We start from the raw sequence: 24,695 nt of genomic DNA on the forward strand, positions 1-24,695 counted from the left end.
GTTGCCGGAGCGCCCCTGCCAGGCAGGGCTGGCGGCCTTGGGAGCGGGCCGTTTCCGGGGGTCTCCTGGGCTGCCAGATCCGCAGAGCGGGGACGCGCAGCGTTCGGAACGCTGCCGCCGGCCGGGGCGCAACAACGATCGCGATGCCACGCCGTGCACTTCGCGCAAGCGACAACCCCGCTTGACGGCCGGCCCTGCAGCAGAGCCCGGCCGGGCGGCGAGGTCCGCAACACGTCCGTGCATCCACAAGGCTTCAATGCACGATCGAGCTGTTCCACAAAGGTCCCAGAGACCGCCGCCACACAAGGCGAAAAATAGGGGAATTAATCATGCGAACGATTGCAAAATGGATAGCCACGCTCAGCCTGGCGCTCCCGGCTGCGGCAGCCCATGCCCAGACCACCTGGACCATGGCGTCCGGCTACCCTGAAAACAGTTTTTTTACCCAGAACATCCGCCAGTTCATCAACGAGGTCGAGAAGGAAAGCGGCGGACGGCTGAAGATCGACCTGCATCCCAATGACACGCTGATCAAGCACGACGCCATCAAGCGTGCGGTGCAGACCGGCCAGATCCAGGCCGGGGAAGTACGGCTGGGCGTCCATGGCAATGAGGATCCCGTCTACGCCCTGGATGGCCTGCCCAACATTGCCGGCAACTACGATGAGGCCTGGATGCTGATGCAGGCGCAGCAGCCTTACCTCGAGAAAATCCTGGGGCGCCACAATATGCGCGCCATTGCCTTCGTGGCCTGGCCCGGCCAGGGGCTGTACACCAAGACGCCGCTCGCCTCGCCGGAGGACTTCAAGGGAAAGCGCCTGCGCATCTACTCCCAGCCGACCCTGAAGATGGGCCAGATGCTGGGATTCCAGGCCACTATCCTGCCCTTTGCCGAAGTGCCGCAGGCCTTCGCCACCGGCCTGATCGATTCGCTGTTCACGAGTGCGCAGACCGGCATCGACACCCAGGCCTGGGATAACGTGAAGTACTTCATGTACACCGGAACGCTGCACAACAAGAACATGCTCGTCGTCAATGAGCGCGCCCTCAAGCGCCTGGATGATGATCTGCAGAAAATCGTGCTCGAGGCCGGCGAGCGCGCCAGCAAGCGCGGGTTCGAAATGAGCCGCAAGGCCAGCGACGACACCATCGCCACCTTGCGTGAGCATGGCATGGAGGTTTCCGAGGCGCCCGAATCGATCCTCAAGAAGTTCTCCGAGGTCGGCCAGGCCATGATCGAGGACTGGCGCAAGACCGCCAATCCCGAGCAGCAGAAAGTGCTCGATACCTATCTGGAAATGAAGCAGAAGGCCGGGGGCTGAGCCATGCGGACCTTTCTGAATGGCCTGTACAAGGCCAGCGGATTGGCTGCCGCCTGTTTTCTGGCAGCCATCGCGCTGGCCGTCGTGGTCCAGGTGGCCGGGCGCGTGTGGGGCATGACGGTCGACTCGACCGAGATATCGGGGTTCTTCATGGCGGCCTCGACCTTCCTGGGTCTGGCCTACACCTTCCGCGAGGGAGGCCATATCCGCATCGAGCTGCTGGCCAGCCGTCTCGAGGGGGCGGCACGCAAGGCGCTTGAGCTCTGGAGTTGCCTGGTCGGCGCGGCGCTCACGGGCTATGTCTCGGTGTACGCCGTGATCTTCGCCTACGAGTCCCATGAGTTCAACGACATCAGCCCCGGGGTGCTGGCGATTCCTTTCTGGATTCCGCAGGCCGGCATGGCCGCCGGCCTGTTGATCCTGACGGTGGCCCTGCTGGACGCCGCCTGGCAGGTGGCGCATGGTCGCAAGGCCGGCTATGAACACAACGAAGATGCGGTGCTGGGTGAATGAACCGGCAGCCAAAGGCAGAACGTAATGGGTGAATCGACAACTTTGCTGGCCGGCCTTTTGATGCTGGTCGCCCTGCTGTTGCTGCTCGCCAGCGGATTGTGGGTATCGCTGTCGCTGCTGGCCATCAGCATTCTGGGTCTGGTGCTGTTCACGGAGGCGCCGGTCGGGACATTGGTGGTCTCCACCATCTGGGATGGCAGCTGGTCCTGGGCGATGACGGCCCTGCCTCTGTTCATCTGGATGGGCGAGATTCTGGCCCGGACCCGGCTGTCCGAGGACATGTTCAAGGGGCTCGCACCCTGGGTGAACTGGCTGCCCGGCCGGCTGTTGCATGTCAATGTGCTGGGCTGCGGCATGATGGCGGCCGTGGCGGGCTCGTCATCCGTCACGTGCGCGACGGTGGCGCGCATGTCGTTGCCGGAACTGAAGCGGCGCGGCTATCCCGAAGGCATGATGCTGGGCACTCTGGCGGGATCGGGCACCCTGGGGCTCATGATTCCGCCGTCCATCATCATGATTGTCTACGGCGTCACGGCCCAGCAGTCGGTGGCCCGGCTGTTCATGGCCGGCATTTTGCCCGGCCTGCTGTTGATGGCGCTTTTCATGGGCTACGTGATGCTCTGGTCGATGATGCATCGCGATCAGGTGCCGCCGCGTGATCCGCCCATGCCGTTGCGCGCCAAGCTCTGGAATTCGCGTCGCCTCATTCCGGTGGCGCTGTTGATCGTGACCGTGATCGGCACGATTTATGGCGGCGTGGCCACGCCGACCGAGGCGGCCACCTTCGGCGTGCTGGGCGCACTTGTCCTGGCGGCAGCCACAGGCGGGCTGAGCTGGCGCAGCCTGGGAGAGAGCCTGCTGTCGGCGATGAAGATATCCTGCATGATCTCTTTCATCGTGGTCTGCGCGGCGGTGTTGTCCATTACGGTCGGCTTTCTCGGCATTCCGCAGGTGCTGGCCGCCAGCGTGCAGGCCATGGATCTGTCGCCCATGATGCTGTTGCTGGTATTGACGGCGTGCTTTCTGGTGCTGGGCTGCTTTCTGGAGGGCATTTCGATCCTGGTGCTCAGCAGCGCGGTGGTGCTGCCCATGGTGCAGGCAGCGGGCATCGATCTGCTGTGGTTCGGCATCTACATCATCATCGTGATCGAGATTGCGCAGCTCACGCCGCCGCTGGGCTTCAACCTCTTCGTGCTGCAATCCATGACGGGCCGCAGCATCTGGACGATCATCCTGGCATCACTGCCTTTCATCGGCTTGCTGCTGCTGGCCGTGGTGCTGATCACCGTGTTTCCCCAGATCGTCACTCTGGTGCCCGACATGATGATGCGCTAGGGTGGCGGGTCGTTCGTCATGGAAAAGCGCCGCCGGCCATTGGCCGGCGGCGCTTTTTCCCGGGGCCCTGGCCCGGCAACCCGATGAGGGGCTGCCGCGGGGATCAGGCCGTGAACCAGATGAACATCCCCATGGTGAGGATGGAGAGCAGGGTGCTCCAGAACAGGGTTGACGCCATCTCCTGGGTGCCGCATTTGTATTCGACCGCGAAGATGACGGCGATGGAGGCGGTGGGAATGGCCAGGGTGACGCTGACCAGGCCGCGTTCGGTGACCGGCACGCCGAAGACCAGCATGAGCGCCAGGATGATGCCGGGCAGCAGCAGGTTCTTGCTGATAACGTTGACAATGACGGGCAGCGAGACACTGACCTTCTGCGAGAACAGCACGATACCTACCGCAAACAAGGCCACGCCGCCGGTGGATTGGCCCAGCAGCGTGAACGAACCCTTGAGCGAGCGCGGCAGCTCCAGCCCGCTCAGCAAGAGGATGAACGCCAGCACCGGGGCCCAGACCACGGGTTGCCGGATGGCGTTGAGCAGGCTGGCGCCGGCGATGGCGAGCGCGCTCTTGCGTGGGGCGGAGGCATCCTGTTGGCCGCCGACCAGGAAGATCAGCGCCAGGGGGACCTGCACCAGGTTCATCAGCAGGCTGCCGGTGGCGATGGCGATGTCGGCCCCGTTGGGGTAGAGCACCCCCAGCACCGGCGTGCCGACGAAGGGGACGGCCGGCCCGGCGATGGCAATGGCGCGCAAGGCCGCCAGTTGCGCGCTGGAGCGGAACACGAAGCGCGAGAGCACGAACACCAGTATCAGCCCGCCGACCATGCCGACCGCGGTCCAGACAAAGAGCGGGATGTTCTGGGTAATGGCCGACAGCGAGGTGCTGAGGATGCCTGCAAACAGCATGAGCGGCAGGGCATAGAGCATGACCATGCGGTTCAGCACCGTGGCCTGGTCCTGGGAAAAGCTGCGCTCCCAGCCTGCGAAGTAGCCCAGCATCAGGGTGACGACGATGGGCAGCAACGCCGTGATGATGGTTTCCAGCATGACGTTCTATCTCCGATCAGCAGCAAGGGGGAGGCGCCTGCCGTCCACCCCCGATACCGCGACGGGAGAGGCCAGCCGGCGGCCGCAGACCGGCACCGACGCGCGGTGCCGGCTGTCAGTCAGCCCGGTGACTCACAGCAAGGGCGGGATGGTGGGCAGCACCGGCACTTCGAGCACGGTGGGACCCTTGCGCGTGAAGGCCTCGGCGCAAGCGGCGCGCACTTCGTCCAGGGTTTCGGCGCGCACGCCATGCGCGCCGTATCCCTTGGCCAGGGCCACGAAATCCAGGCCGGGCAGATCCAGGCCCGGTACGCCGGGGGTTTCTTCCAGCACGGCGAACGACTTCAGGATGCCGTACTGCTCGTTGCGCGGCACCACGAACAGAATCGGCAGTTGATGCTGGACGGCTGTCCACAGGCCCTGGATCGAGTACTGGAAGGAGCCGTCGCCGATGATCGCCAGTACCGGCCGGTGGCGCCCGCTGTCGCGCTCGGCGAGCGCGATGCCGATGCTGGCGGGCAGGTTCCAGCCCAGGCTGCCGCTGGCGAAGGTATAGAAAGAGTCCGGACGGTCGATCGGCCAGGCCGTGTGCAGTTCGCCCAGGTTGGAGGGCGACTCTTCGACCAGCACGGTGTCCGCCGGCGTGGCGGCGCGCAGGCCCTTGAACAGGGCCAGGGACGACAGCTTGCCGGGCTTGTCCTGCGCATCGGCGCTGGCGGCCGGGTGCGGCGCCAGGCCGTGGGCCTGCTTGACGACCGGCGCGGCCGGCGCGCTGCGGCCCTGCACGAGTTTCTCCAGCGCCTGCAGCGACAGCACCGCATCGCCAAGCAGGCTGTCGCCTACCGGTGCACGGCCGGACTCGGAGGGGTCGTCCGTGATGTGCAGCAGGCGCATGCCGGCGGGGATGTACTCTCCCTCGACATAGGGGTAGTAGCGGAAGACCGGCGCCCCGATCACGATGGCCAGGTCATGGCCGGCCAGCTTCTTGGACAGGGGGCCGATGGCAAAGGGCAGACCGCCGCTGTAGAGCGGATGCGTTTCGGGAAAGGGCGGTCGCTCGGATGCCGGGGCGGCGTAGACGTGCGCCTGCAGCTTCTCTGCCAAGGCAATGGCCTGTTGCCAGCCATCGCCTCGCGCGATGGCCGATCCGTAGATCAGGGCCGGATGGCGGGCGCGCGACAGCGCCTCGGCGAACTCGGCGATGCGATCGGGGTCGGGCGCGATGCGGGTGGTGACCGATCGCAGCACGGCCGGGCCGGTGGCCGGTTTGTCCCAATCATCCAGCGGGATGGAGAGGAACACCGGGCCAGCCGGCGGCTGCATGGCCATGGCATAGGCGCGCATGAAGGCGGCGGGCACGTCTTCGGCGCGCACCGGCTCATAGCTCCATTTGACCCACGGCTTGGGCAGCAGCGCGGGTTCGACGTTGGTGAGCCAGGGCTCCATCAGCAGCATGTCGCGCGTCTGATTGCCCGCCGTGATGATCAGCGGCGTCTTGTTCTGCGAGGCGGTCAGGATGTTGCTCATCGCATTGCTCAGGCCGGCCGAGGTATGCACGTTGACCAGCGCCGGGCGCCGGTTGGCCTGCGCAAAGCCGTCGGCAGCGCCAACGGCGGAGGATTCATGCAGGGTCTGGATATAGCGGAAGTCTTTCGGGAAATCCTTCAGGAAGGTTTCCTCGGTCGAGCCGGGATTGCCGAATATGGTGGTCAGGCCGAGGTCGCGCAGTAGTTGAAAAGTGACTTCACGAATGGTCTTGTCTGACATGCTGGCTCCGACGATGAGGGATGAGAGGGAAAGACGGTCTTTGCCTTCTGAATAACCTTGCAGCTGCCAATGTACCGGCATGACATGAAACGTAGATGTCCGCGGTGATTATCTTCCGGGGTTTGCAGGGCCGTAATGGAGGTATTTTCGGAAACAGAGGCGATTGCCTCCCGGCCGGCCCGGAGTCTGTCCGTTTTACTATGAAACGAAAGGGGTTTCTTGATTTTTTCCAAGGTTTGCTGGATAACCCTGCCGTGGCGTTTTTTTAGTAAACGGCGACTTAATCGGGGTTATTGGCAAATCAATGAATTCTCAGTATGGCGCGCCTGTATGCCGGTTATTTGAAAACCGAGAACGCAAGGCGCGGCCACCAGGAAAATCACGCGCCCAGCGCGTGCGCGGCCTACAGGACGGCGCTATAGATCGCCAGCGCATCGGCCTCGTTCAATTCCCGGGGGTTGTTGACCAGCAGGCGGGTCTGCTGCATGGCATCGTGGGCCAGCCGGGGCAGATCCGCCTGGGTCACGCCGACTTCGCGCAAGGTGCGCGGGATGCCCGTGGCGGCGATCAGGCGTTCGAGGTGGTCGATAAAGGCGTCGCACCGCCCGGCCGGACTGCCGGCGGAGCTTGGCAGCAAGGCGTCGGCCAGTTCGGCGTACAGGAGGTGTGCCGCCGGGGCGTGGAATTTCAGCACGGGTGGCAGCACCAGCGAGTTCGACAGGCCGTGGGGTACGTGAAACACACCGCCGAGGGGATAGGCCAGTGCGTGCACGGCCGCAACCGGTGCATTGGCGAAAGCCTGACCCGCCAGCATGGCGCCCAGCATCATGGCTTCACGCGCCCGGCGATCATGGCCATTTTCGCAGGCCGCCAGCAGATGGCGCGACAGCAGCGCCAGAGCTTGCAGGGCCAGCATGTCCGACAGCGGGTTCTTCAGGTGTTTTGAGGTATAGGCCTCGATGGCATGGACCATGGCGTCGATGCCGGTGGCCGCCGTGACGGACGGCGGCAGGTCCAGGGTCAGCTCGGCATCCAGGATGGCCAGATCGGCCAGCAGGACGGATGAGACGACGCCCATCTTGGTGGTGGCGCCGGTGGTGACGATCGAGACGGCGGTGACTTCCGAGCCGGTGCCGGCCGTGGTGGGCATCTGCACCAAAGGCAGGCGCGGGCCGCGCACGCGGTTCAGGCCATACATCTCGGCCAGCGGCTGGCAGCCCGCCACCAGCGCTGCGAGCAGCTTGGCGACATCCATCGATGAGCCGCCGCCCAGGCCCAGGATCAGCTCGGCACGCGCGCGGCGCGCCTGTTCCGCGGCTTGCAGCACCACCTGCTCGGGCGGATCGGCCACGACATTGTCGATCACGCTGACCTGCCAGCCGGCTTCGCCAAGGCTGGCCAGCGCCGGGGCCAGCAGCCCGCTTTGGTGAAGGAAGGCATCGGTCACGATGCAAAGCCGCGTGAGGCCGGGATAATGCTCGCGCAGCAGGATGCCGAGTCGGCGGGCCGCGCCGAACTCGGCGACAAGGGTGGGAACGGTCTGGAACCGGAAAGCGGTCATGGGGTGTCCTGAAGGGAAGAGGGCGGGCGGTCGGCGCGTCATTCAGACGCGTCGCGGTGCAGCATGGCGCGCAGGAAGCGGGCTGCGCGCTGTGCCATCGCCCGTCCGGTGGCATTGCGCCCGGCCGAGGTGAGAATGCCGTGCGGCTGATCTGGCAGATGGTGGTGCTCCAGCATGGCGCCGGCCTCGACGGCCCGCGCCGCGTAGGCGATGGCATCGTCGGCCAGGGGATCCAGGCCGCAGCTCAACAGGAACAGGGGCGCCGATGACAACCGCCTGGCCAGCAGGGGCGACAGCCGGGGATCGTCCAGGGCTGTCGACGGACCGACGTAATGCGTGCGGAACCAGTGCATGGAGGCAGCAGTCAGCGGGAAGCCGGCCGTGATGCGGCCATAGGAGGGGGTGGCGCAGCGCAGATCGGTCACCGGGTAGAAGAGCGCCTGCGCGCAGGGCCTGCAGCCGGATGGGCGCAACGACGCCTCGTTGGCCAGCACGGCAGCCAGATTGCCGCCAGCGCTATCGCCGGCCAGGCCCAGGCGCGTCATGTCGATGGCCAGCGCGTCGGCCTGTTCTGCCAGCCAGCGCAAGGCGGTGGCGGCATCGTGCAGCGCTGCGGGAAAGGGATGTTCCGGCGCCAGCCGGTACTCCAGGGCAAAGACGGTGGCTGCACTTTCGTGGGCCAGCAGCCGGCACAGCGTATCGTGGGTGTCCAGATCGCCGACGACCCAGCCGCCGCCATGCAGGAACAGGATGGCCGGCGTGGATTCCCCGGGGCGGCTGCGGTACTCGCGCAGGCGCAGCGCCGCACCGTGCTCGCCGGACAGCGTGTGATCCCTGACCTGCGGCAGGTCGATGCAAGGCAGGCCGTTGGCGGCGCAGCCGCGCCGGTAGTTCGAGCGGGCCTGATCCGGCGGCACGTCCTGGAAGGACACGGCGCCGTTGTCGCGGAATTGCCGTATCAGTTCGCGGGCGTGCGGCGCGATCTGCGACAAGGGGATGGGAGGAGGAGCCTGCATGCGATGCCTGCCTATAGCCAGTGATAGTCCGCCGCCTTCCACTGCGCGGCGGCGCGATACTGATCCACCGTGCCGGACCAGTTGTTGATGACCCTGCCCGATGTGTTCTTGTACCAGCTGGAGCAGCCGGAAGAGAAGGCCGAGCGGCCCATGTCGGCCTGCACCCGGGCATTGAAGCCAGCGAAAACCTCGGGCTTGACCGCCATGGCGCGGCCTTGCCTGCCGGCCGCGCCGAGCGCCTGGATGATGTAGCTCTGCTGGATCTCCAGCATCGTGATGATGGAGTTGTGGTTCAGATTGGTGTTGGGCCCATAGATCACGAACAGATTGGGAAAGTCGGGCACGGTCATGCCCAGATAGGCCTGAGCGCCGTCCTGCCAGGCGCGTTCCAGCGTGGCGCCGGCTCGTCCGTGCACTGCCAGCTCGCCCTGGAAGGCCTGGCTGGCAAAGCCGGTGCCGAAGATCACCACGTCAAAGGGCAGGGCTTCGCCGTCGGCGGTCAGGATGCCGTGCTCGTGAAAGCCGGCGATCGGGCGCAGCTCCAGGCTCACGTTGGGCCGGCACAGGGCGGGATAGAAGTCATCCGAACGGAGAATGCGCTTGCAGCCGAACTCATAGTCCGGGATGAGCCTGGAGCGCAGCTGGGGATCGCTGACCTGATTGGCCAGGTGCTCCAGGGCGATGCGACGGCCTTCGGCCTGGTCGGGGCTGCCGGACTGGGTGCGCTGAAAGCCTGCTTCCCGGAAGGCATGCAGATGCTGGCGCGAGGCCTCGAAGGTCGCGGGCTCGGCCTCGTAGGCGTCCAGCTGCTCAGGCGTGAAGACCACCTGGTTGCGCGGCATGATCCAGTTGGCCGAGCGCTGGAACACCGTCAGGTGGGCGACCTCGGGGGCGATCTCGGGCACATACTGCACGGCGGAGGCGGCGTTGCCGACCGAGGCGACCCGCTTGCCGGCCAGCTCGACGCGCTCGTCCCAGTGGGCCGAGTGAAAGGCGCGGCCCCGATAGCTTCCCAGCCCCTTGAAGGCGGGAATCGAAGGCTGGTTGAGCTGGCCCCAGGCCGGCACGAAGAAATCGGCCGTGTAGCGTTCCCGGCCTTCGACCTGGAAGCGCCACAAGCCTGCCGCTTCATCCCAGCGCGCTGCGCTGATTTCCTCATTCAGGCGCAGATGGCGGTGCAGGTCGTAGGCATCGGCCAGCCGCTGCAGGTAGCCCAGCAGTTCTTCCCGCCCGGCATACATGCGGCTGACGCGCAGATGCGGGAAAAACGAGTAGCAGTAGAGATGGGCCTCGGTATCGCAGGCCGCGCCGGGATAGGCGTTGTCGCGCCAGACGCCACCCAGGGCGGCCGATTTCTCGACGATGACGAAGTCGTCATCGCCATGGCGCACGAGCTGCGCGCCCATGCCCAGGCCGCCGAAGCCTGCGCCGAGAATGAGGGTCTTGAAATGCGGGATGCGGTCAGTCATAGGAAAGTGGTGAGAGGGTTGCGACGCGCGCGCGTCAGGGGCGGGCCTGGCGCTGGGCGTGGGCGCGGTCGACGTCATGCAGCGAGATGTTGCGTGTCTCCGACAGCATGGCCAGCGCAAACAGGGAGAGCACCGCGGTGCCGGCCAGGTAGATGACGATGGGGCCGGTGCTGTCGTAATCGCGCAGCAGCACCGTCGCGGTCAGGGGGGCGATCGAGCCGGCCACTACGGTGGCGATCTGGTAGCAGAACGACGCGCCGGAGTAGCGCATGGCCGTTGGGAAGATCTCCGAGAAGTAGGCCGCCTGCGGGCCGTAGCACAAGGCCTGACAGAACAGGCCCAGGCAGATCACGCCCAGGATCAGGGCATTGGAGCCGGAATCCAGGCCGGGGAAATAGAGGAAGGCCCACAGCAGCAGTCCGGCGTATCCGATGCCGATGCAGGCCTTGCGGCCTATGCGATCCGACAGGTGGCCGCCGAACAGCATGGCGAAGAACTGGAAGATGTTTGCCACGAACATGATGAACATGACCTGCTGCGAGGGCAGCTTGGCATGCACGGTCAGATAGGTGATCGAGAACACCACGATGATGTAGTAGGCGGTGTTCTCGCCGACCCGCAGCAGGATGCTGAAGAAGGACGTGCGCGGATAGGCCTTGAGCGCATCCTTGAGCGAGGCGGCCTTCTGGCGCGCCGCCTTGTGCTGGCGATAGGTTTCCACGAAGATGGGTGCGTCTTCGACCGAACGGCGGATGTAGTAGCCGATGAAGACGATGGCTGCCGACAGCCAGAAGGCCACGCGCCAGCCCCAGTCGAGGAAGGCCTCCTTGGACAGCATGGCCGACAGGCCGAACAGCACGATGGACGCCAGCACGTTGCCGATGCAGGCAGCCGACTGCGGATAGCTGGCCCAGTAGCCGCGCTGATGCGGCGGAGAGTGCTCCGAGATCAGCAGTACCGCGCCGCCCCATTCGCCGCCCACGGCAAAGCCTTGGATGAAGCGCAGGATGACCAGCAGGGCGGGAGCGGCAAAGCCGATGGTGGCAAAGCCGGGCAGGCAGCCCATCAGGAACGTCGAGGTGCCGACCAGCAGCAGGCTGAACTGCAGCAGCTTCTTGCGGCCCAGGCGGTCGCCGAAATGACCGAATACGATGCCGCCCAGGGGACGGGCGACAAAGCCCACGGCATAGGTGGCGAAGGCCGCGATGATGGAGGTCAGCGGGCTGTCGACCTTGGGGAAGAAGAGCGGCCCGAAGACCAGCGTGCTGGCCACCCCATAGATGAAGAATTCGTACCACTCCGCGACGGTGCCGGCCATGGAGGCGGCAACCACCCGCTTGACCTCGCTGGGGGGTGTCTGTGTGGTGTCGGGAATGCCGGCCGCCGATACGGCGGCGTCGCTATTGCTGGCCATGCCTGTTGTCTCCTCAAGATCCTGCTGTTGTTTGTGTTGTCTGCGCATCTGTCGCCACACCTTGAGCAAGGTGGCGATTTCGAACAGAATGCGATGCATGGCGAGAGACTATCGCCGCCTGAAGCACCGGGTCTTGCGCCAAAGCGCAGCCCACTTGCGCAGAAATGCAAGGGGCGGGAGAACAAGAGGAGAGGCCGATGCAGCTGGTTTTCGATCCGCGACAGCATGCCCTGCAGCGGCGTCGCGACATGTGGCAGGACGCCCTGTGCCGCGCCTATATCGCCCTGGATGCCGAACTGCCCGACACCAACGGTCACCACGGCATACTGCGCAAGGGCTGTTTCGGGCCGGTTTCCATCACGGATATCTCGCTGCCCGGGCATGTGGTGCGGCGGCGCCGGCAACATCTGGCCCGTCTGGACAAGGATTGCTTCTATCTGCAGATCCTGCAACGCGGCCAGGCCCGGCTTGAGCAGGCGCGCCGCGAGTTGCCGTCCAACCCGGCTGTCGCGGCGCTGTTCTATTCCGGCGAACCCTATGATCTGCAGTGCTTGGACGACATCCACGCGCTGTACCTGGAGATTCCCCGCGCCACGCTCAAGAGCCGTCTGCCCGGGCAGGAGGATCTGGTGGCGGGCAATGTCGGCATCGCCAGCGGCGTGGGCAAGCTGGCTGCCCAGTTGTGCGTCAGCCTGGCGGCCGAAAGCCAGGCCATCGACGTCCGGGACCAGGCCCGGCTGGGGGAGGATCTGCTCAATATCGTGGCCCTGGCCATTGACCGCGACGCCGGGCGCCGGGCTGACCCGGAACGCCATCAGCAGGCCAGGCTGCGGGTCATCCAGGCCTGGATAGAAAGCCGGCTGGGCGAGCCCGAGCTCACGCTGGAAACCATCGCCCGACAGCACGGCATCTCCGTGCGCCTGTTGCACTATCTGTTTCGTCAGGAAGGCAGCTCGCCGGCCGAGTGGATCTGGAACCTCAGGCTGCAGAAGTGTTACGACGAGATCGCGGCCGGGTCCGGGGGGCGTTCGCGCACCATCACCGAGATTGCCTACGCCCATGGCTTCAGCAGCTCATCGCACTTCAGCAATGCGTTCAAGGCGAAATACGGCTTGCGGCCGAGTGAAATCCGGCGCGGCTAGCCGGGTGGTCGGGCCGGCTTGTCGTTCAGTATTGTGTCGGTACAATCGGGCATAAATTGCGAATCTTTACGAGCCTCGGTCTCGTCGCAACCGTCTCTTTGACACGATAGGCCGGGACGCTGCGGATGCGCCCGGTCGGAGCATCGTCCAATGATTGCCCTGGGCCTGCTGGGTTCCTTCCGTTTGATGGTCGATCAATGCGACCGCACGTCTTTGCTTCGCTATGACAAGGTCAAGCTGCTGGCAGCCGTGCTGTGCCTGTCCGAAGGGCGCGCCATGCACCGCGACGTGCTGGCCCGGATGCTCTGGCCGGATGCCCCGCGGGATCAGGCGCTTGCGCGGTTGCGGCATGCCTTGCATGGTTTGCGCAGGGCGCTGGGAGAGGCCGCGCAGCAGGTATTGAGCAGCCACGACGGTGCGATTGCGGTGTCGGCCGGCGCGGTGCGGGTCGATGTGCTGGATTTTCTGGCCGGCGGCCCGTCACCCGGGCCGCAGCGGCTGAGCCTGTATGGAGGGCCTTTTCTCGATGGCCTGAAGGTCCCTGAAGTCGACGTTTTCATGGCCTGGCGCCAGAGCTGGGCCGACCGCCTGGCGCTGGAGCTGCTGCGGCTGCGCGTGCAGGAGATGGAGACGCTGCAGGCTTGCGGCGAGCTCGACCAGGCCCTGGAGGCGGCCAAGGCATGGGTGCAGCAGTCCCCCGAGCAGGAGGCGTATCACCGCTTGCTGATCGGCGTGCTGATGCAGCGCGGCGAGCGTCCGGCGGCCTTGCAGGCCTATGCCCAGTGCGAGCAGGCCCTGCGCCAGCACCTGGGTGTCGCGCCCGCCAGCCAGACGCGCGATCTGGTCGATGCGGCCTGGCCGATGCGTGGCGTCGAGGCCACGCCGCGCCAGAGCGAGGATTACCGCACGGTCACCACGCTGGCGGTGGCCCTGTCCTGGCAGCCTGGCGAGCAGGCTGCCAGCGATCTCGACGGCGATCTGGTCCCCGATGAGGCCGTCGCCTATCTGGATTCCTGGCACGATCAGCTGGTGGAAATGTTGCGTCAGCACGGCGCCTGGCTCAGTCAGGCCAGCGGATCCACGTTGCTGGCGCACTTCGGTTTTCCGCAGGAGCAGTCCGCGCCGGTGGCGCGCGTGCTGGCGCTGGCCTGCGCCATCCGCGCGCTGCGCGCACCGGAGAACATCCGCATCGGTCAGGCTGTGCATGTCAGCCTGGCTCTGGTCGACGAGCAGCAGGTCAACGCCCATAGCCTGTTCGGTCAAATGGTCGTGCCCTTGGCCTGGAAGGCGCGGCGCGGCGAAATTCTGCTCAGTCCGCAGGCGGCCGCCAGGCTGTCGGATTGGCAGATCGAGCAGCGGCGCGATGCCGCAGGCCCCTGTTTTGCGCTGGGCGAGGGCCCCTGGCCCAATGATCCGGTCTATGGCTGCCAGCAGGCGTTCGAGTTTCTGGTGCAGCAGTGGGGCCGCTGCCGCGAGCGGGCCGACAAGCAGGCCTTCTGGATCAGCGGCGGCCTGGGCCTGGGCAAATCGCGCCTGGCCCAGGCGTTGCTGTCTTATGCGGCGCGCGAGGGCGCCCAGCCTCTGATGCTGGATCTCGCACAACCCGACGTGCTGGCTGCGGCGCTCGCGTTCGTGCAAGCCGGGCCCGATGCGCCGCGGCGCCATGCCCTGCGCCTTTGCCTGCAGGGTGGGGCCGGCATCGCCGATGGCGAGCTGGACGAGCTGCAGGCGCGGTTGTCGCAGCCGGCGGACGAGGCGGCCTCGCCGGGCGTCTGTCGTTTGCTGCGCGCCGTGGCGGCGTGGGCGGCAACGCGCCGCCGGTCGCTGGTGGTGGTGCTGGATCATGCCGACCGCCTCGCGCGGGATCAGGACGCCCTGCTGGCCGAGGCGTGGAAGGCGCTGGCGGCGCATCCGGCCGGGGTCTTGTTGCTAATCCTGGCGCGCCAGGATCAGCCGGCGCTTGCGGCGGCGCAAGCGCTGCCCCTGTCGCCGCTCACGCCTGCCGATGCCGATCGGGCCATGAGCTTCTATGCACGCGGGCGGCGTCTGCCGGGCAGCGCCCGCGACCGCATACGTGAGCTGGGCCGGCGCAACCCCATGCTCATCAAGGATATGGCGCACATGATGCGGCTCGGGTTGCCGCCGGAGTATCTGCCGCGCCTGGCGGATCGGCTGCTGGAGGAGCTCGCCGGGCTGGATGAGGTGGCCCGCCGCGTCCTTTACACCGCCGTGCTGTGGGAGCAGGCCAGCGTGGCGGGGCTGGCCTGTGCCTGCGAACTGGATGCGTCCCGCACGCAGCAGGTCTTGGACGGTCTGGTGGCGCGCGGTCTGCTGCAAAGCGCGTCGGCGCAGGGCATCGAGTGTGCGCCCTTGTGGCGGCGTGCCTTGCGGCGTCTGATCGGCAAGGAGGAAAGCCGGCGGTTGTATGGCCGGCTGGCGCTGAGCCTGATCCAGGCCCGGCAGGCTCACGAGCAGATCGCCGCCTGTCTGGCCCAGGCCCATTCTTCCGAAGCGGCCCTGTGGTGGCGGCGCGCCATCGATGCGGCGCTGGCCGAGGGCCAGACCGGCCAGGCCGCCGAGCACCTGGCGCAGGCCCTGGGCAGCCTGCAATACATGAACGACGTCGAACTGCGCCGCCAGTATGAACATCAGAGCTATGTGACGCTGGGGGCGCTGGAATTCAGCCATGGCGGCCCGGCCGCGGCGCCCGCCTCGCAGGCCTACCGTGAGGCGGCCAGGCGGGGCGGCAGCCCCCAGGATGCCCTGCCGGTACTGTGGGGCGAGTGGGTGCTGGCGCACGGGGCGGGCCGCTTGCCCGAGAGCCTGGCCTGCGCCAAGCAGTTGCAGTCTCAGGCCAGTCGCCTGGGGCAGAGCGCCTGGTATGGATGGGGCCTCTATGCCGAGGCGCAATACCTGTTCTGGAAAGGCGCGGCGCAGCAGGCCGAGGAAGTGCTGGAGGAGGCCTTGCGTGCCCTGTCGCAGATGGCGTCTCCGCCGTCGCTGGCCAGCGCTCTGGGGCACCATTGCCCGGCCATGGTGCACAGCCTGCTGGGCCTGACCCGGGCGGTGCAGGGGCGTCACGGGGCGGGTCTGCAACAGGCACGGCTGGCTTTGCAGCTGGCCGCGCAGAGCCAGTCGCGCATTTCCGCCGTCATCGCCGAAATCCAGATGCTGCGCATTCTGTATCTGCAGGGCGACCTGCCTGCTCTGGCCCTGCGCAGCCAGGGCTTGTTGCAGGCCCTGCAGCCGCAGTGGCCCGGCAGTGTCTGGGCAGCGGTGGCCGAAACCTATGTGCTGTACTGCCGCCTGGTCAAGGGAGAGGAGATCGGCCAGGATCTGGAGCGGCTGCTGGCGCTTGCCCCCGAGTTCGCCCGCAGCATGCCGCTGGCCGAGGACGCGTTTCTCTGCATCCTGGCGCGTTGCCTGCTGGCGCAGGGAGCGCTCACGCGGGCCGCCCAGGCGCTCGACCGGGTTGTGGACATTGCCCGGCAGCGCGCTTCGCGATTGCTGCTGCCGGAGGTCCATTGCCTGCGTGGCGATCTTGCCTGGGTGCGCGCCGACCAGGCGGGCGCGCAACAGGCCTGGGCCCTTGCACAGCAGGAAGTGCTTCAGTCGGGCCTGTATGCCTATGAGGGCTGGATACGCCAGCGTCGTGCGTGCTTTCCCGATTTCGCCGCGCGCCGCGAATGGGTGCAGCGCCAGCCGGGCTAGCCTCAGAACTGGAAGTTGATGCCGGCGAAGACCTGCCATACCGGCACCCCGGCGCCCTTTTTGTCGACCGAGTATTGTGGCTCGACGAAGGCGTTGATCGAACTGTGTCCGCCCAGCTTCGTCACCCGCCCCAGACCCAGGCCGATGGGTATGGCGCGCGTGTGCTTTTCCATATCAAAGGTCCACACGGCGCTGGAGCGCAGGTAGAAGCCCTGCGGCAGGTTGTAGAACAGTGCGGGCTGGAAGGTCGCCATCCTGACCTTGTCGCGATTGGAGTTGCCGGCAAACGATTGCTGGAAGGTCAGCAGACCGCCGGCCAGGCCCCACTTGCGCGTGGCGACCAGCGCAGCAGCCGGACCGATCTGCCATTTGCCCTGGCCGAGCCAGTCGTTGGAGGCGGTGGGCATGACCAGCATCGGGCCGATGCCATAAGAAAAATCCTCCCCCGAGTGCATGAAGATATCCATCAGGCTGATGTCGCCCAGCCCGGATTTGCGCCCCAGCCTGTCATGGCTGAGCGCCATGATGGGGATGTTGATGCGCCACAGCTGGGGGCGGCCGAAGGTCTTGTTGGGCAGCACGCCTCGCACCAGGGTCTGGTTGGCCCAGGCGTTGTCGATATTGTGCAGCTTGGGCACGTAGTAGTCGTGCAGGCTGACAAGCGGGCGCGGGCTGAGGGGGTTGTTGGCCTCGTTCTGCGACTGGGCCATTGCCTGGGCGCTCAACAGGCCGGCTGCCAGCAGGCAGTAGATGGGCTTTTTCATGCGGACTCCTGTTCGAAAAGCCGAAGATAGGAAGCCCGCGTTGAATAAGCATTTAATGCCCGATGCCCGCGGCGCCAGCCAGGGCTGGAGGCGCGCCAGGCTGTGCCGCAGAATCGGTCGCTTCATGTTTCAAGGAGAAGCGCGCCATGGCACAGGCAATTGCGAGACGTTTGTTGGCGGCGGCATGGATGAGCGCCGGGCTGGCGACAGCCCAGGCGGCCCCGGCGCAGGACGTGCCGGCCGCCGAGGCATCCCGGGCCACCGCGCAGCGTCACGCCCAATGGATGCGGACGTTGCCGTTTTCAGACCGTCAGGATTTCGAGGATGCCGCGCGTGGCCTGATCCATCGCGAGCCCAGCCTGCGCATCCAGGGCAATCGCGGCAACGTGGTCTGGGATCTGGATTCCTATAAGGCCTTCATCACCCAGGACAGCGCAGCGCCGGCCACCGTGCACCCCGGCTTGTGGCGGATGGCCCAGCTGAACCTGCTGGACGGGGTCTATCGGGTCACGGACGGCATCTACCAGGTGCGGGGCTACGATCTGTCCAACATCACCTTCGTGCGCGGCCGGACCGGCTGGATCGTCTTTGACGTGGGGACCTCCACGGAAACCGCCGCGGCCGCCGCCGCGCTGATTCAGAAGCACGTGGAGCCGGCGCCCATCAAGGCGGTGATCTACAGCCACTCTCACATCGATCACTACGCCGGGGTCAGGGGCGTGGTGGACCAGGCGGCCGTGGATGCGGGGCAAGTGGAGATCATTGCGCCCGAGGGTTTCTTCGAGCATGCCATCAGCGAAGGCGTGATCGCCGGCAATGCCATGAAGCGCCGCGCCACCTACATGTACGGCGCCTTCCTGCCGCGTGGGCCGCGGCACGGCGTGGGGTCGGGCCTGGGCATGACCAACCCGCTGGGCACGGTCTCGCTGATCGCGCCTACCCGCCTGGTGGCGCGGACCGGTGAGCAACTGGTGGTCGACGGGGTGGAAATGGTGATGCAGCTCACGCCCGGCACCGAGGCGCCGGTCGAGATGAACACCTATCTGCCGCAGTTCAAGGCCATGTGGATGGCCGAGAACACCACCCACACCATGCACAACGTCCTTTCGCTGCGCGGCACCCAGGTGCGTGATGCCAGACAGTGGGCCTATTACATCAATCAGACCCTGGAGTGGTTTGGCGACAAGGCCGAGGTGAAGTTCCAGGCGCACCATTGGCCGGTCTGGGGCCAGGAGCGCGTGCAGGCCTACCTGACCCGGCAGCGAGATCTGTACAAGTACATCCACGATCGCAGCGTCAACCTGATGAACAAGGGCTACACCGGCGAGGAGATCGCCGAGCGGATCGAGCTGCCGCCGACCCTGCGCGATGATTGGGCCGCCCGGGGCTACTACGGCACGCTGAAGCACAACGCGCGAGCGGTCTATCAGTACTACATGGGCTGGTATGACGGCAATCCGTCCAGCCTGGACGTGCTGCCGCCGGTCGAGGCCGCGCGCAAGTACGTGGAATACATCGGGCGCGACCGCCTGATGGAGCGCGCCCGGCACGACTTCGACCAGGGCGAGTATCGCTGGGCCGCCATGGTGCTCAAGCATGCCGTGTTCGCTGATCCGCAGGACAAGGCGGCGCGGGAGCTGCTGGCTGCCACCTATGAACAGCTCGGCTATCAGGCCGAATCGGGGCCGTGGCGTTCGATCTATCTGCAGGGCGCCCTGGAGTTGCGCCATGGCACGCCAGAGGTGCCCGTGCCGGCGGGCAACAATGCCGACATGCTGGCGGCACTGACGCCCGAGATGATGTTCGACCTGATGGCCGTGCGGCTGGATGCCGAAAAAGTGGCAGGCAAAACCTTGGCCGTGGCCTTCCGCTTCCCGGATCTGGATCGTACCTATACCCTGAGCGTCGGCAATTCGGTGCTGAACTACAGCACGCGCGATGGCTTGCCGGCACAGGCGACGGTGGAAGTCTCGTTCGACGATTTCAAGCGCATTCAGGCCAGGGCGCTGGACTGGAAGAGCGCCATCAAGTCGAAGCGGGCGCGCATTTCCGGGGCGCCGCGCAAGCTGGTCGAGTTCGCCGGCCTGTTCGAAGAGCCGCCGCTCTGGTTCAACATCGTCACACCCTGAGCGCCTCGGCCAGTACCGTGAAAATCCGCTCGTCGGTGCATTGGGCAACATTGAAACGCAGAAAGCGGCCTGCCTCGGCGGCAGGGCTGAAAGCATCGCCCGGCGCCATGACCACGCCGGCCTTCAGGCAGGCGCGGGCGACGTCGGCCGCACGCCTGCCTTCGGGCAGCCGGCACCAGAGAAACATGCCGGCCGCCGGGGTCAGCCAGGGCTGGATGCCTAGCCGGCGCAGGCGGGCCGCGGTACGTGCCAGTTGCTGGGCCAGCCGCAGGCGGGTGGCCTCCATGTGCCGGCGATAGCCGCTGTCGGTGAGAATGCGATGGATCAGGTCTGCCGCCATGCGGCTGCTGCTGAAGGTGGTGGCGGTCTTGAGGTCCAGCAGGCCTTCTATCCAGTCGGCGCGCGCAGCGATGTAGCCGCAGCGCGCTGAGGCCGACACGGTCTTGGAGAAGCTGCTGATGTGGATGACGCGCGTCAGGCCGTCAAAGGCCGCCAGGCGCGGGGCAGGCGTGGTCTCGAAGTCGGCGAAGATGTCGTCCTCGACGATGGTCAGGCCGGCGGGTTCGGCCAGCTTGAGCAGGCGGTGCGCGGTCGGCGGGGCAAGCACGGCGCCGGTCGGATTGTGGATGCCCGAGTTGGTGATGTACAGCCGCGGCGCATGGGCATCGAGCGCCGCCTGGAACGCGGCAAGGTCCGGGCCGCCGGGGGTATAGGGCACGCCGACCACCTTGACCCGATGCGCCTTGAGCAGGGCATGGAAATTGAAGTAGCAGGGGTCGTCGACCAGTACCGTGTCGCCAGGCTCGAGCAGGAAACGGCAGATGAGGTCGATGGACTGGGTGCCGGAATCTGTCAACAGGATCTGCTCTGGCGGGACATCGATGCCGGTGGCGGCCATCCGGCGTGCCAGCACCTGCCGCAGCGGCGGGTGGCCCAGCGGCGTGCTGTATTCGGTCAGCGCCGGTGTGGTCGCGCGCGCCAGCCCGCGCAAGGCGCGCCGTACGCCTTGTTCATACATCCAGCTGTCCGGCAGCCACCCGCAGCCCGGACGCAGGGTGTCGGGGCTGGCATCGAGCGACTGGCGCGAGATCCATAGCGGGTCCACTTCGCGATCCATGCGTGGCCCGATTTCGGCCAGGGCCAGCGGCGCGATGGGGCCGCTGACATAGAAGCCTGAGCCGGGACGCGACACCAGCAAGCCCTCGGCGGCCAGGCGTTCATACGCCTCCACCACCGTCGAGACGGATACGCCGAGGGCCCTGGCCTGGGCCCTGACCGAAGGCAGGCGGGCCCCCGGCAGGGCCTGGCGGGCGGTGATCCGGCCCTGCACCTCTTTCATGACCCGCTGGATCCGGGTGCCGTTGCGTGCCATGGTGCGCTCCACTGTGCTGGATTCAAAACATAACAGTTCTTCTTATCTGTACTGTACTGTGCGTGGACGCTGCAGGATAGCCATGCTGTACTCGCCGGATGTCTCAAGGAGCGTATTGCATGGAAAAAGCCACGAGCGGCTGGGTGAGCGGTTTGATCGGCGTCGCGATTTTTGCGGGCTCGTTGCCTGCCACCCGCGTGGCGGTGACGCAGCTGGATCCCTTTTTTCTGACCTGCGCGCGCGCCGCCATTGCCGGCCTGCTGGGACTGGCCCTGCTGAGCTTGCTGCGCCAGCCCAGGCCCGTCCCCGCGCAACTGCCGTCGCTGGCGCTGACGGCGTCGGGCGTGGTGGTAGGCTTTCCGCTGTTGACGGCCTTGGCGCTGCAGTACGTGACGTCGGCGCACTCTATCGTGTTCCTGGGGCTCTTGCCGCTGAGCACGGCCATTTTTGCCGTGTTGCGCGGCGGCGAACGCCCGCGTGGGCCTTTCTGGCTGTTCTCGCTGGCGGGGGCGGCCTGCGTGACAGGCTATGCCGCGCGCGCGGGCATCGGCGCCTCTGTCCAGGGGGATCTGCTGATGCTGGCTGCCGTTGCGGTTTGCGGCATGGGCTATGCCGAGGGCGCCAGGCTTGCTCGTGTGCTGGGCGGCTGGCAGGTCATCAGCTGGGCGCTGGTATTGTCTTTGCCCATTATGCTGCCGCTGACGCTGGCGCTCAGGCCTGCGTCCTTTGCCCCCATCACGCCGGCCGTCTGGTTCAGCTTTGCCTATGTGTCGCTGTTCAGCATGCTGATCGGCTTCGTGTTCTGGTATCGCGGCCTGGCCCTGGGCGGCATCGCGGCGGTCGGGCAGTTGCAGCTGTTTCAGCCCTTCATGGGGCTGGGGCTGGCAGCGCTTTTTCTGCACGAGGAGGTCAGCATGGCGATGCTGCTGGCGACGCTGGTGGCCGTGGTCTGCGTGGCGGGCGCGAGGAAGTACGCCCGTTGACGACGCAGGCGCTAGGGCGTCTGGCCCACGTGCTGGTGCAGGATGCGGCGGATCTCCAGAATGGCTTTGGGGGTTTCCTGCACGCTGTGCGAGTAGGGGATCACCAGCTCCGAGGCCGCGCCTTCCAGGTGGGCGCTGCGATAGGGCACCAGTCCGTCGGAGGACTCCGTCAGCGGCAGCCTGGGCGTGTTGTTGGCAATGATGCTGTGATAGCGCACGGCAGGCGAGATTGGCATGCTTGCGCTCAGGGTGATGAACGGATCGCTCTGGCTGAGGTTGTCAATGCCGGTCGGCAGGTAGAGCGGCTCGGAGGACGGTGCTTGTGCGCCGTCCGGGCTTTGTGTCAGCTGCGAGAATTTGCGCAGTACCGTGGCCGGTAGCGTGATCAGGTTGGAGACCCAGCGCGCCAGGCGGTTCTCGGCGAACTCGGTGCCGCGATGCGGGGCGGCGATGAAGACGGCGCGGCTGATGCCGTTGAAGGGCTCGAAGCGCATCATGTCGCCGAAATCGGCCTGGGCCTGCGCCAGTTGATCCGGACTCAGCCGGTGCTTTTCCTGCAAGGCGTCCCAGAGCAGGTTGCCCGACGAGGAAACCATCAGGCGGCTGAGCACACCACCCATGCTGTGGCCGATGATGACCATGTCCTGCGAGGCCTGTGCAGCGCGATCCGGGTCGAAGTGATTCAGGGTCTGGCGCAGGGCCTTGCGGATCTCGGCGTTGTTGTGCGGGATGGGCGCATTGGTGGGGTAGTAGACCTGCCAGATCTGATAGTTGCGGCGCAGCACCTCATCGCCCAGGACCTCATTGGCCAGGTTGATCCAGGCCTCGGGGCTGCTGGCCAGGCCATGCAGCATCACCACGATGCGGCGCTTGGGGTCATAGGGTTGCAGCAGGTAGATGTGCGGTGCGTCCAGGCTGTCTTCGCTGCCCAGCGCATTGCGCAGGGCCTGGGTGGCAAACCCGGAGCGGGCCAGCCACAGGCCATAGCCGGAGGTGAAGTTGGCCGCCAGGGGTACGCTCACGCCACCCAGCGGCACTTCGTAGCGCCGATAGGGGTCGTAGACCGTAAGGGTGGCGCGGTGGGTCTCGAGCACCTCCTGCAGCGTATTGCCGCGGAAGGTCAGGATCACCGTCAGCGCGGGAAACGGCGTTTCGCTGTAGGCGCTTTCGAAGGTCAAGCGCTCGTTGACGCTGGCGGCCATCACGGCCACCAGCTCGGCGCCGAAGCCGTCGCGGCGGTACATGCTGCGCAGCCCCTGGAAAGTGAGCGTCGAGGCCGGGATCAGTTCCTTGGGCTGGATCTCGCCGCCGCGCAGGCGCAGGTCATCCATGACGGCGCGCAGATGCCAGTCGCCGACCTGGATGTAGCCGGTATTGTCGACGATGCGGGCAGTGTCGCGATAGCGCTCGAAAAGCACGGTGGTCGACTGCTGCACGGCGAAGTTGTAGTAGTCGCGCACCTGCGACTGACGATCCTCGAAGGCGCGCGCGCTGGGCGGTCGCGCCGTGAAGAAGAGGTAGGCATAGGCGTAGCGCGCGCTTTGCAGGTAGGCATCGAACATCGCATCGCGCTGCGCCGCGTCGCTCGGGCTGCTGCGCTCCAGCGTCAGGGCGCGCAGCAGCCATAGCTCCGACAGCGTGGCCAGCCGGCGCTCATCGTCCAGGCCATCGTTGCGGCGGACGTCGTCGATGCAGGCAGGCTGCGCCTTGCGGCAGCCGTTCATTTCCAGGCCCAGCACGGCGATGGCTTCGTCGGCCGCGGCACTGAGCCTGCCGGTGGTGAGCACGTCGCCCCGGCGCTGCGTCACGTAGTCGCGGGTGCTGACGGAGGAGACCTTGACGCCCGCGCAGCCGACGCACAGCAGCACGAGCAGGAGGCTGGAACAACGCGCCAGGAGTGAGCGTGAAAGAGGCATCGCCGTAGGGAAGGCAGGGTTAAACGCAAGGAGAGCGCCGCCCGATATCATATTCGGGCGGCGCTGCTGGTGCGTGTGACGGCCTCGCCGGACGATCCTTGCAGGCGCGGCCCGGGCACGGGGCCGGGCCGCCTGTTGGCGTTCAGGGGCGTGCCACCGGCTTGCCACTGGCGACATCGAGCACCGAGCCGTCGGCCAGGCTGATGCGATAGATCTCGCGCAGCACGTTGCCGGCGAAACCGATTTCGACGATCGAGACATCCTTGAAGGTGGCGGGCAGGCCTTGCGGCAGCACCGTGTTCAGTTCGGCGGCCAGCGCATCCATCGAAGCCTTGTGCTGGGCGTACGGGGCCATGCTGTAGACCAGCGTGGTGTGCGGGTTGTGGGTGCGCAGTTCTTTACCGCCGCTGACCACGTTCACGCCTGAGACACCCTGTTCGGCGACCAGCTTGCGGCCGGCTTCGCCCATCTTGGCATAGACGGGGCCGGTCACGCGCGGCAGCGGGCCGTCGCGCAGCGGCGTGAGGGCAGCGGTGGCCTGGGTGTTGTAGGCCATCATGGCCTCGAAACCCGCGCCTTCCTTGGCCACGCCGAGATCCAGCCACCAGGGGTGCCCGGCATCCTTGGCGGCTTCGGTGGTGTAGAACTTGACCAACTGGGCCTGGATCGGCGCCGGCGGCTTGGGCAGCGCCTTGAGCATGCGGGCGGGCGTCTGCGGATCGGCGCTGTGGATATGCACCACCGTCACATGGGGGATGTTCGGCGTGGCGGCCTCGGTGTTCAGGCCGTCCTTGAGCAGGGCAGCCTTCACGCGCGGCATGACTTTCGCGTCGAGCGTGGCATTGACATCCTGCGGCAGGCGGTAGACCAGGCCATAGGTGGCCTTGTGCTCGCGGAACTGCGGCTGCGACAGTGCCTGGTTATCGATGGAACCCTGGGCCGCGGCGACCGTGGCGGCAGAGGCGAGCAGGGGCAGGGCGAGAACACGCAGCAGAGGGGAAATCATGGGGCGGGGCTCCTGGTATCGGCCCGGGCATCGGGCCATGGGTGTCTTGTTCCGGACACTGCAGGCATTGTGTGGCGGGCGTGTTGCGCCGCCATGACCCATGGGCCAAGAATGCTGATGGCAGGCGCAAGATTTCCGATCTCGCCGGGGCTGTGGCCGCCTTGCGCGGATTGGCGTGCTGCGGTCTTTGATGAGCTCTCGCCGGGGCGCCCTATACTGGTTGTCAT

At 66.4% G+C, this 24,695-nt stretch carries 17 protein-coding genes; 7 read left to right on the forward strand and 10 right to left on the reverse strand.

Annotated features, from left to right (window positions below):
- The first annotated feature begins 329 nt into the window (after positions 1–329).
- The 3 genes from A7V84_RS13950 to A7V84_RS13960 are packed head-to-tail and all read left to right on the forward strand — an operon-like array spanning position 330 to position 3,170.
- Positions 330–1,322 carry a TRAP transporter substrate-binding protein gene (locus A7V84_RS13950; RefSeq protein ID WP_063491558.1) on the forward strand — a complete coding sequence of 331 codons (993 nt, stop codon included), beginning with the start codon at positions 330–332 and terminating at the stop codon, positions 1,320–1,322.
- Between the two features lie 3 nt (positions 1,323–1,325).
- Entirely contained in the window at positions 1,326–1,835 is a 510-nt protein-coding gene (locus A7V84_RS13955; protein WP_025515620.1) for a TRAP transporter small permease, read from the forward strand.
- Positions 1,836–1,859: 24 nt separating this feature from the next.
- A complete protein-coding gene (locus tag A7V84_RS13960) occupies positions 1,860–3,170 on the forward strand; it encodes a TRAP transporter large permease (protein ID WP_063491557.1) in 1,311 nt (436 codons plus the stop codon).
- A 103-nt stretch (positions 3,171–3,273) separates the two neighbouring features.
- On the opposite strand, the gene A7V84_RS13965 is transcribed toward A7V84_RS13960, so the two are convergent.
- From A7V84_RS13965 to A7V84_RS13990, 6 genes are all read right to left on the reverse strand, one after another.
- The gene (locus A7V84_RS13965; protein ID WP_033535006.1) at positions 3,274–4,218 is read right to left on the reverse strand and encodes an AEC family transporter; all 945 of its coding nucleotides are present in this window, start codon (positions 4,216–4,218) and stop codon (positions 3,274–3,276) included.
- 132 nt (positions 4,219–4,350) lie between these two features.
- Positions 4,351–5,985, reverse strand: a complete 1,635-nt coding sequence (gene mdlC, locus A7V84_RS13970; protein WP_025515626.1) for a benzoylformate decarboxylase — start codon at positions 5,983–5,985, stop codon at positions 4,351–4,353.
- A gap of 403 nt (positions 5,986–6,388) precedes the next feature.
- Complete coding sequence (locus A7V84_RS13975; RefSeq protein WP_063491556.1) at positions 6,389–7,546, reverse strand: iron-containing alcohol dehydrogenase; 1,158 nt, start codon at positions 7,544–7,546, stop codon at positions 6,389–6,391.
- A gap of 38 nt (positions 7,547–7,584) precedes the next feature.
- A complete protein-coding gene (locus A7V84_RS13980) occupies positions 7,585–8,562 on the reverse strand; it encodes an alpha/beta hydrolase (protein ID WP_063491555.1) in 978 nt (325 codons plus the stop codon).
- An 11-nt stretch (positions 8,563–8,573) separates the two neighbouring features.
- Positions 8,574–10,031 (reverse strand): flavin-containing monooxygenase, encoded by a 1,458-nt coding sequence (locus A7V84_RS13985; protein WP_063491554.1) that lies wholly within the window; start codon positions 10,029–10,031, stop codon positions 8,574–8,576.
- Positions 10,032–10,065: 34 nt separating this feature from the next.
- Complete coding sequence (locus tag A7V84_RS13990; RefSeq protein WP_231886781.1) at positions 10,066–11,544, reverse strand: MFS transporter; 1,479 nt, start codon at positions 11,542–11,544, stop codon at positions 10,066–10,068.
- 98 nt (positions 11,545–11,642) lie between these two features.
- Between A7V84_RS13990 and A7V84_RS13995 the strand changes: the two genes are divergently transcribed.
- Together A7V84_RS13995 and A7V84_RS14000 are read left to right on the forward strand one after the other, a co-directional pair.
- A complete protein-coding gene (locus tag A7V84_RS13995) occupies positions 11,643–12,587 on the forward strand; it encodes an AraC-like ligand-binding domain-containing protein (RefSeq protein WP_025515636.1) in 945 nt (314 codons plus the stop codon).
- A gap of 150 nt (positions 12,588–12,737) precedes the next feature.
- On the forward strand, positions 12,738–16,298 hold the full coding sequence (locus A7V84_RS14000) for a BTAD domain-containing putative transcriptional regulator (RefSeq protein ID WP_063491553.1): 3,561 nt from the start codon (positions 12,738–12,740) through the stop codon (positions 16,296–16,298).
- A gap of 2 nt (positions 16,299–16,300) precedes the next feature.
- Here the strand turns inward: A7V84_RS14000 and A7V84_RS14005 are convergent, their stop codons facing one another.
- Entirely contained in the window at positions 16,301–17,062 is a 762-nt protein-coding gene (locus A7V84_RS14005; protein ID WP_025515639.1) for a hypothetical protein, read from the reverse strand.
- 146 nt (positions 17,063–17,208) lie between these two features.
- On the opposite strand from A7V84_RS14005, the gene A7V84_RS14010 reads away from it, so the two are divergent.
- Positions 17,209–19,191 carry an alkyl/aryl-sulfatase gene (locus tag A7V84_RS14010; protein ID WP_033535013.1) on the forward strand — a complete coding sequence of 661 codons (1,983 nt, stop codon included), beginning with the start codon at positions 17,209–17,211 and terminating at the stop codon, positions 19,189–19,191.
- On the opposite strand, the gene A7V84_RS14015 is transcribed toward A7V84_RS14010, so the two are convergent.
- Positions 19,181–20,563, reverse strand: a complete 1,383-nt coding sequence (locus tag A7V84_RS14015) for an aminotransferase-like domain-containing protein (protein WP_025515644.1) — start codon at positions 20,561–20,563, stop codon at positions 19,181–19,183. The genes A7V84_RS14010 and A7V84_RS14015 overlap by 11 nt on opposite strands.
- 119 nt (positions 20,564–20,682) lie before the next feature.
- Between A7V84_RS14015 and A7V84_RS14020 the strand changes: the two genes are divergently transcribed.
- Positions 20,683–21,546 carry a DMT family transporter gene (locus A7V84_RS14020; protein WP_033535015.1) on the forward strand — a complete coding sequence of 288 codons (864 nt, stop codon included), beginning with the start codon at positions 20,683–20,685 and terminating at the stop codon, positions 21,544–21,546.
- Between the two features lie 11 nt (positions 21,547–21,557).
- Here A7V84_RS14020 and A7V84_RS14025 read toward each other — a convergent pair whose 3' ends face one another.
- The gene (locus tag A7V84_RS14025; RefSeq protein WP_231886782.1) at positions 21,558–23,414 is read right to left on the reverse strand and encodes an esterase/lipase family protein; all 1,857 of its coding nucleotides are present in this window, start codon (positions 23,412–23,414) and stop codon (positions 21,558–21,560) included.
- Between the two features lie 190 nt (positions 23,415–23,604).
- Positions 23,605–24,468 (reverse strand): hypothetical protein, encoded by an 864-nt coding sequence (locus tag A7V84_RS14030; RefSeq protein WP_025515648.1) that lies wholly within the window; start codon positions 24,466–24,468, stop codon positions 23,605–23,607.
- Between the last annotated feature and the right edge of the window lie 227 nt (positions 24,469–24,695).

This window comes from Bordetella trematum (genome assembly GCF_900078335.1).
Lineage (GTDB): Bacteria > Pseudomonadota > Gammaproteobacteria > Burkholderiales > Burkholderiaceae_B > Bordetella > Bordetella trematum.

Coding starts and splice junctions, on each gene's coding strand:
- A7V84_RS13985 (WP_063491554.1), bottom strand. CDS start 10,031: ATGACTGACCGCATCCCGCATTTCAAGACCCTCATTCTCGGCGCAGGC.
- A7V84_RS13965 (WP_033535006.1), bottom strand. CDS start 4,218: ATGCTGGAAACCATCATCACGGCGTTGCTGCCCATCGTCGTCACCCTG.
- A7V84_RS14010 (WP_033535013.1), top strand. CDS start 17,209: ATGGCACAGGCAATTGCGAGACGTTTGTTGGCGGCGGCATGGATGAGC.
- A7V84_RS14030 (WP_025515648.1), bottom strand. CDS start 24,468: ATGATTTCCCCTCTGCTGCGTGTTCTCGCCCTGCCCCTGCTCGCCTCT.
- A7V84_RS13975 (WP_063491556.1), bottom strand. CDS start 7,546: ATGACCGCTTTCCGGTTCCAGACCGTTCCCACCCTTGTCGCCGAGTTC.
- A7V84_RS13995 (WP_025515636.1), top strand. CDS start 11,643: ATGCAGCTGGTTTTCGATCCGCGACAGCATGCCCTGCAGCGGCGTCGC.
- A7V84_RS13955 (WP_025515620.1), top strand. CDS start 1,326: ATGCGGACCTTTCTGAATGGCCTGTACAAGGCCAGCGGATTGGCTGCC.
- A7V84_RS14020 (WP_033535015.1), top strand. CDS start 20,683: ATGGAAAAAGCCACGAGCGGCTGGGTGAGCGGTTTGATCGGCGTCGCG.
- mdlC (WP_025515626.1), bottom strand. CDS start 5,985: ATGTCAGACAAGACCATTCGTGAAGTCACTTTTCAACTACTGCGCGAC.
- A7V84_RS14005 (WP_025515639.1), bottom strand. CDS start 17,062: ATGAAAAAGCCCATCTACTGCCTGCTGGCAGCCGGCCTGTTGAGCGCC.
- A7V84_RS13990 (WP_231886781.1), bottom strand. CDS start 11,544: ATGCATCGCATTCTGTTCGAAATCGCCACCTTGCTCAAGGTGTGGCGA.
- A7V84_RS13950 (WP_063491558.1), top strand. CDS start 330: ATGCGAACGATTGCAAAATGGATAGCCACGCTCAGCCTGGCGCTCCCG.
- A7V84_RS13960 (WP_063491557.1), top strand. CDS start 1,860: ATGGGTGAATCGACAACTTTGCTGGCCGGCCTTTTGATGCTGGTCGCC.
- A7V84_RS14000 (WP_063491553.1), top strand. CDS start 12,738: ATGATTGCCCTGGGCCTGCTGGGTTCCTTCCGTTTGATGGTCGATCAA.
- A7V84_RS14015 (WP_025515644.1), bottom strand. CDS start 20,563: ATGGCACGCAACGGCACCCGGATCCAGCGGGTCATGAAAGAGGTGCAG.
- A7V84_RS13980 (WP_063491555.1), bottom strand. CDS start 8,562: ATGCAGGCTCCTCCTCCCATCCCCTTGTCGCAGATCGCGCCGCACGCC.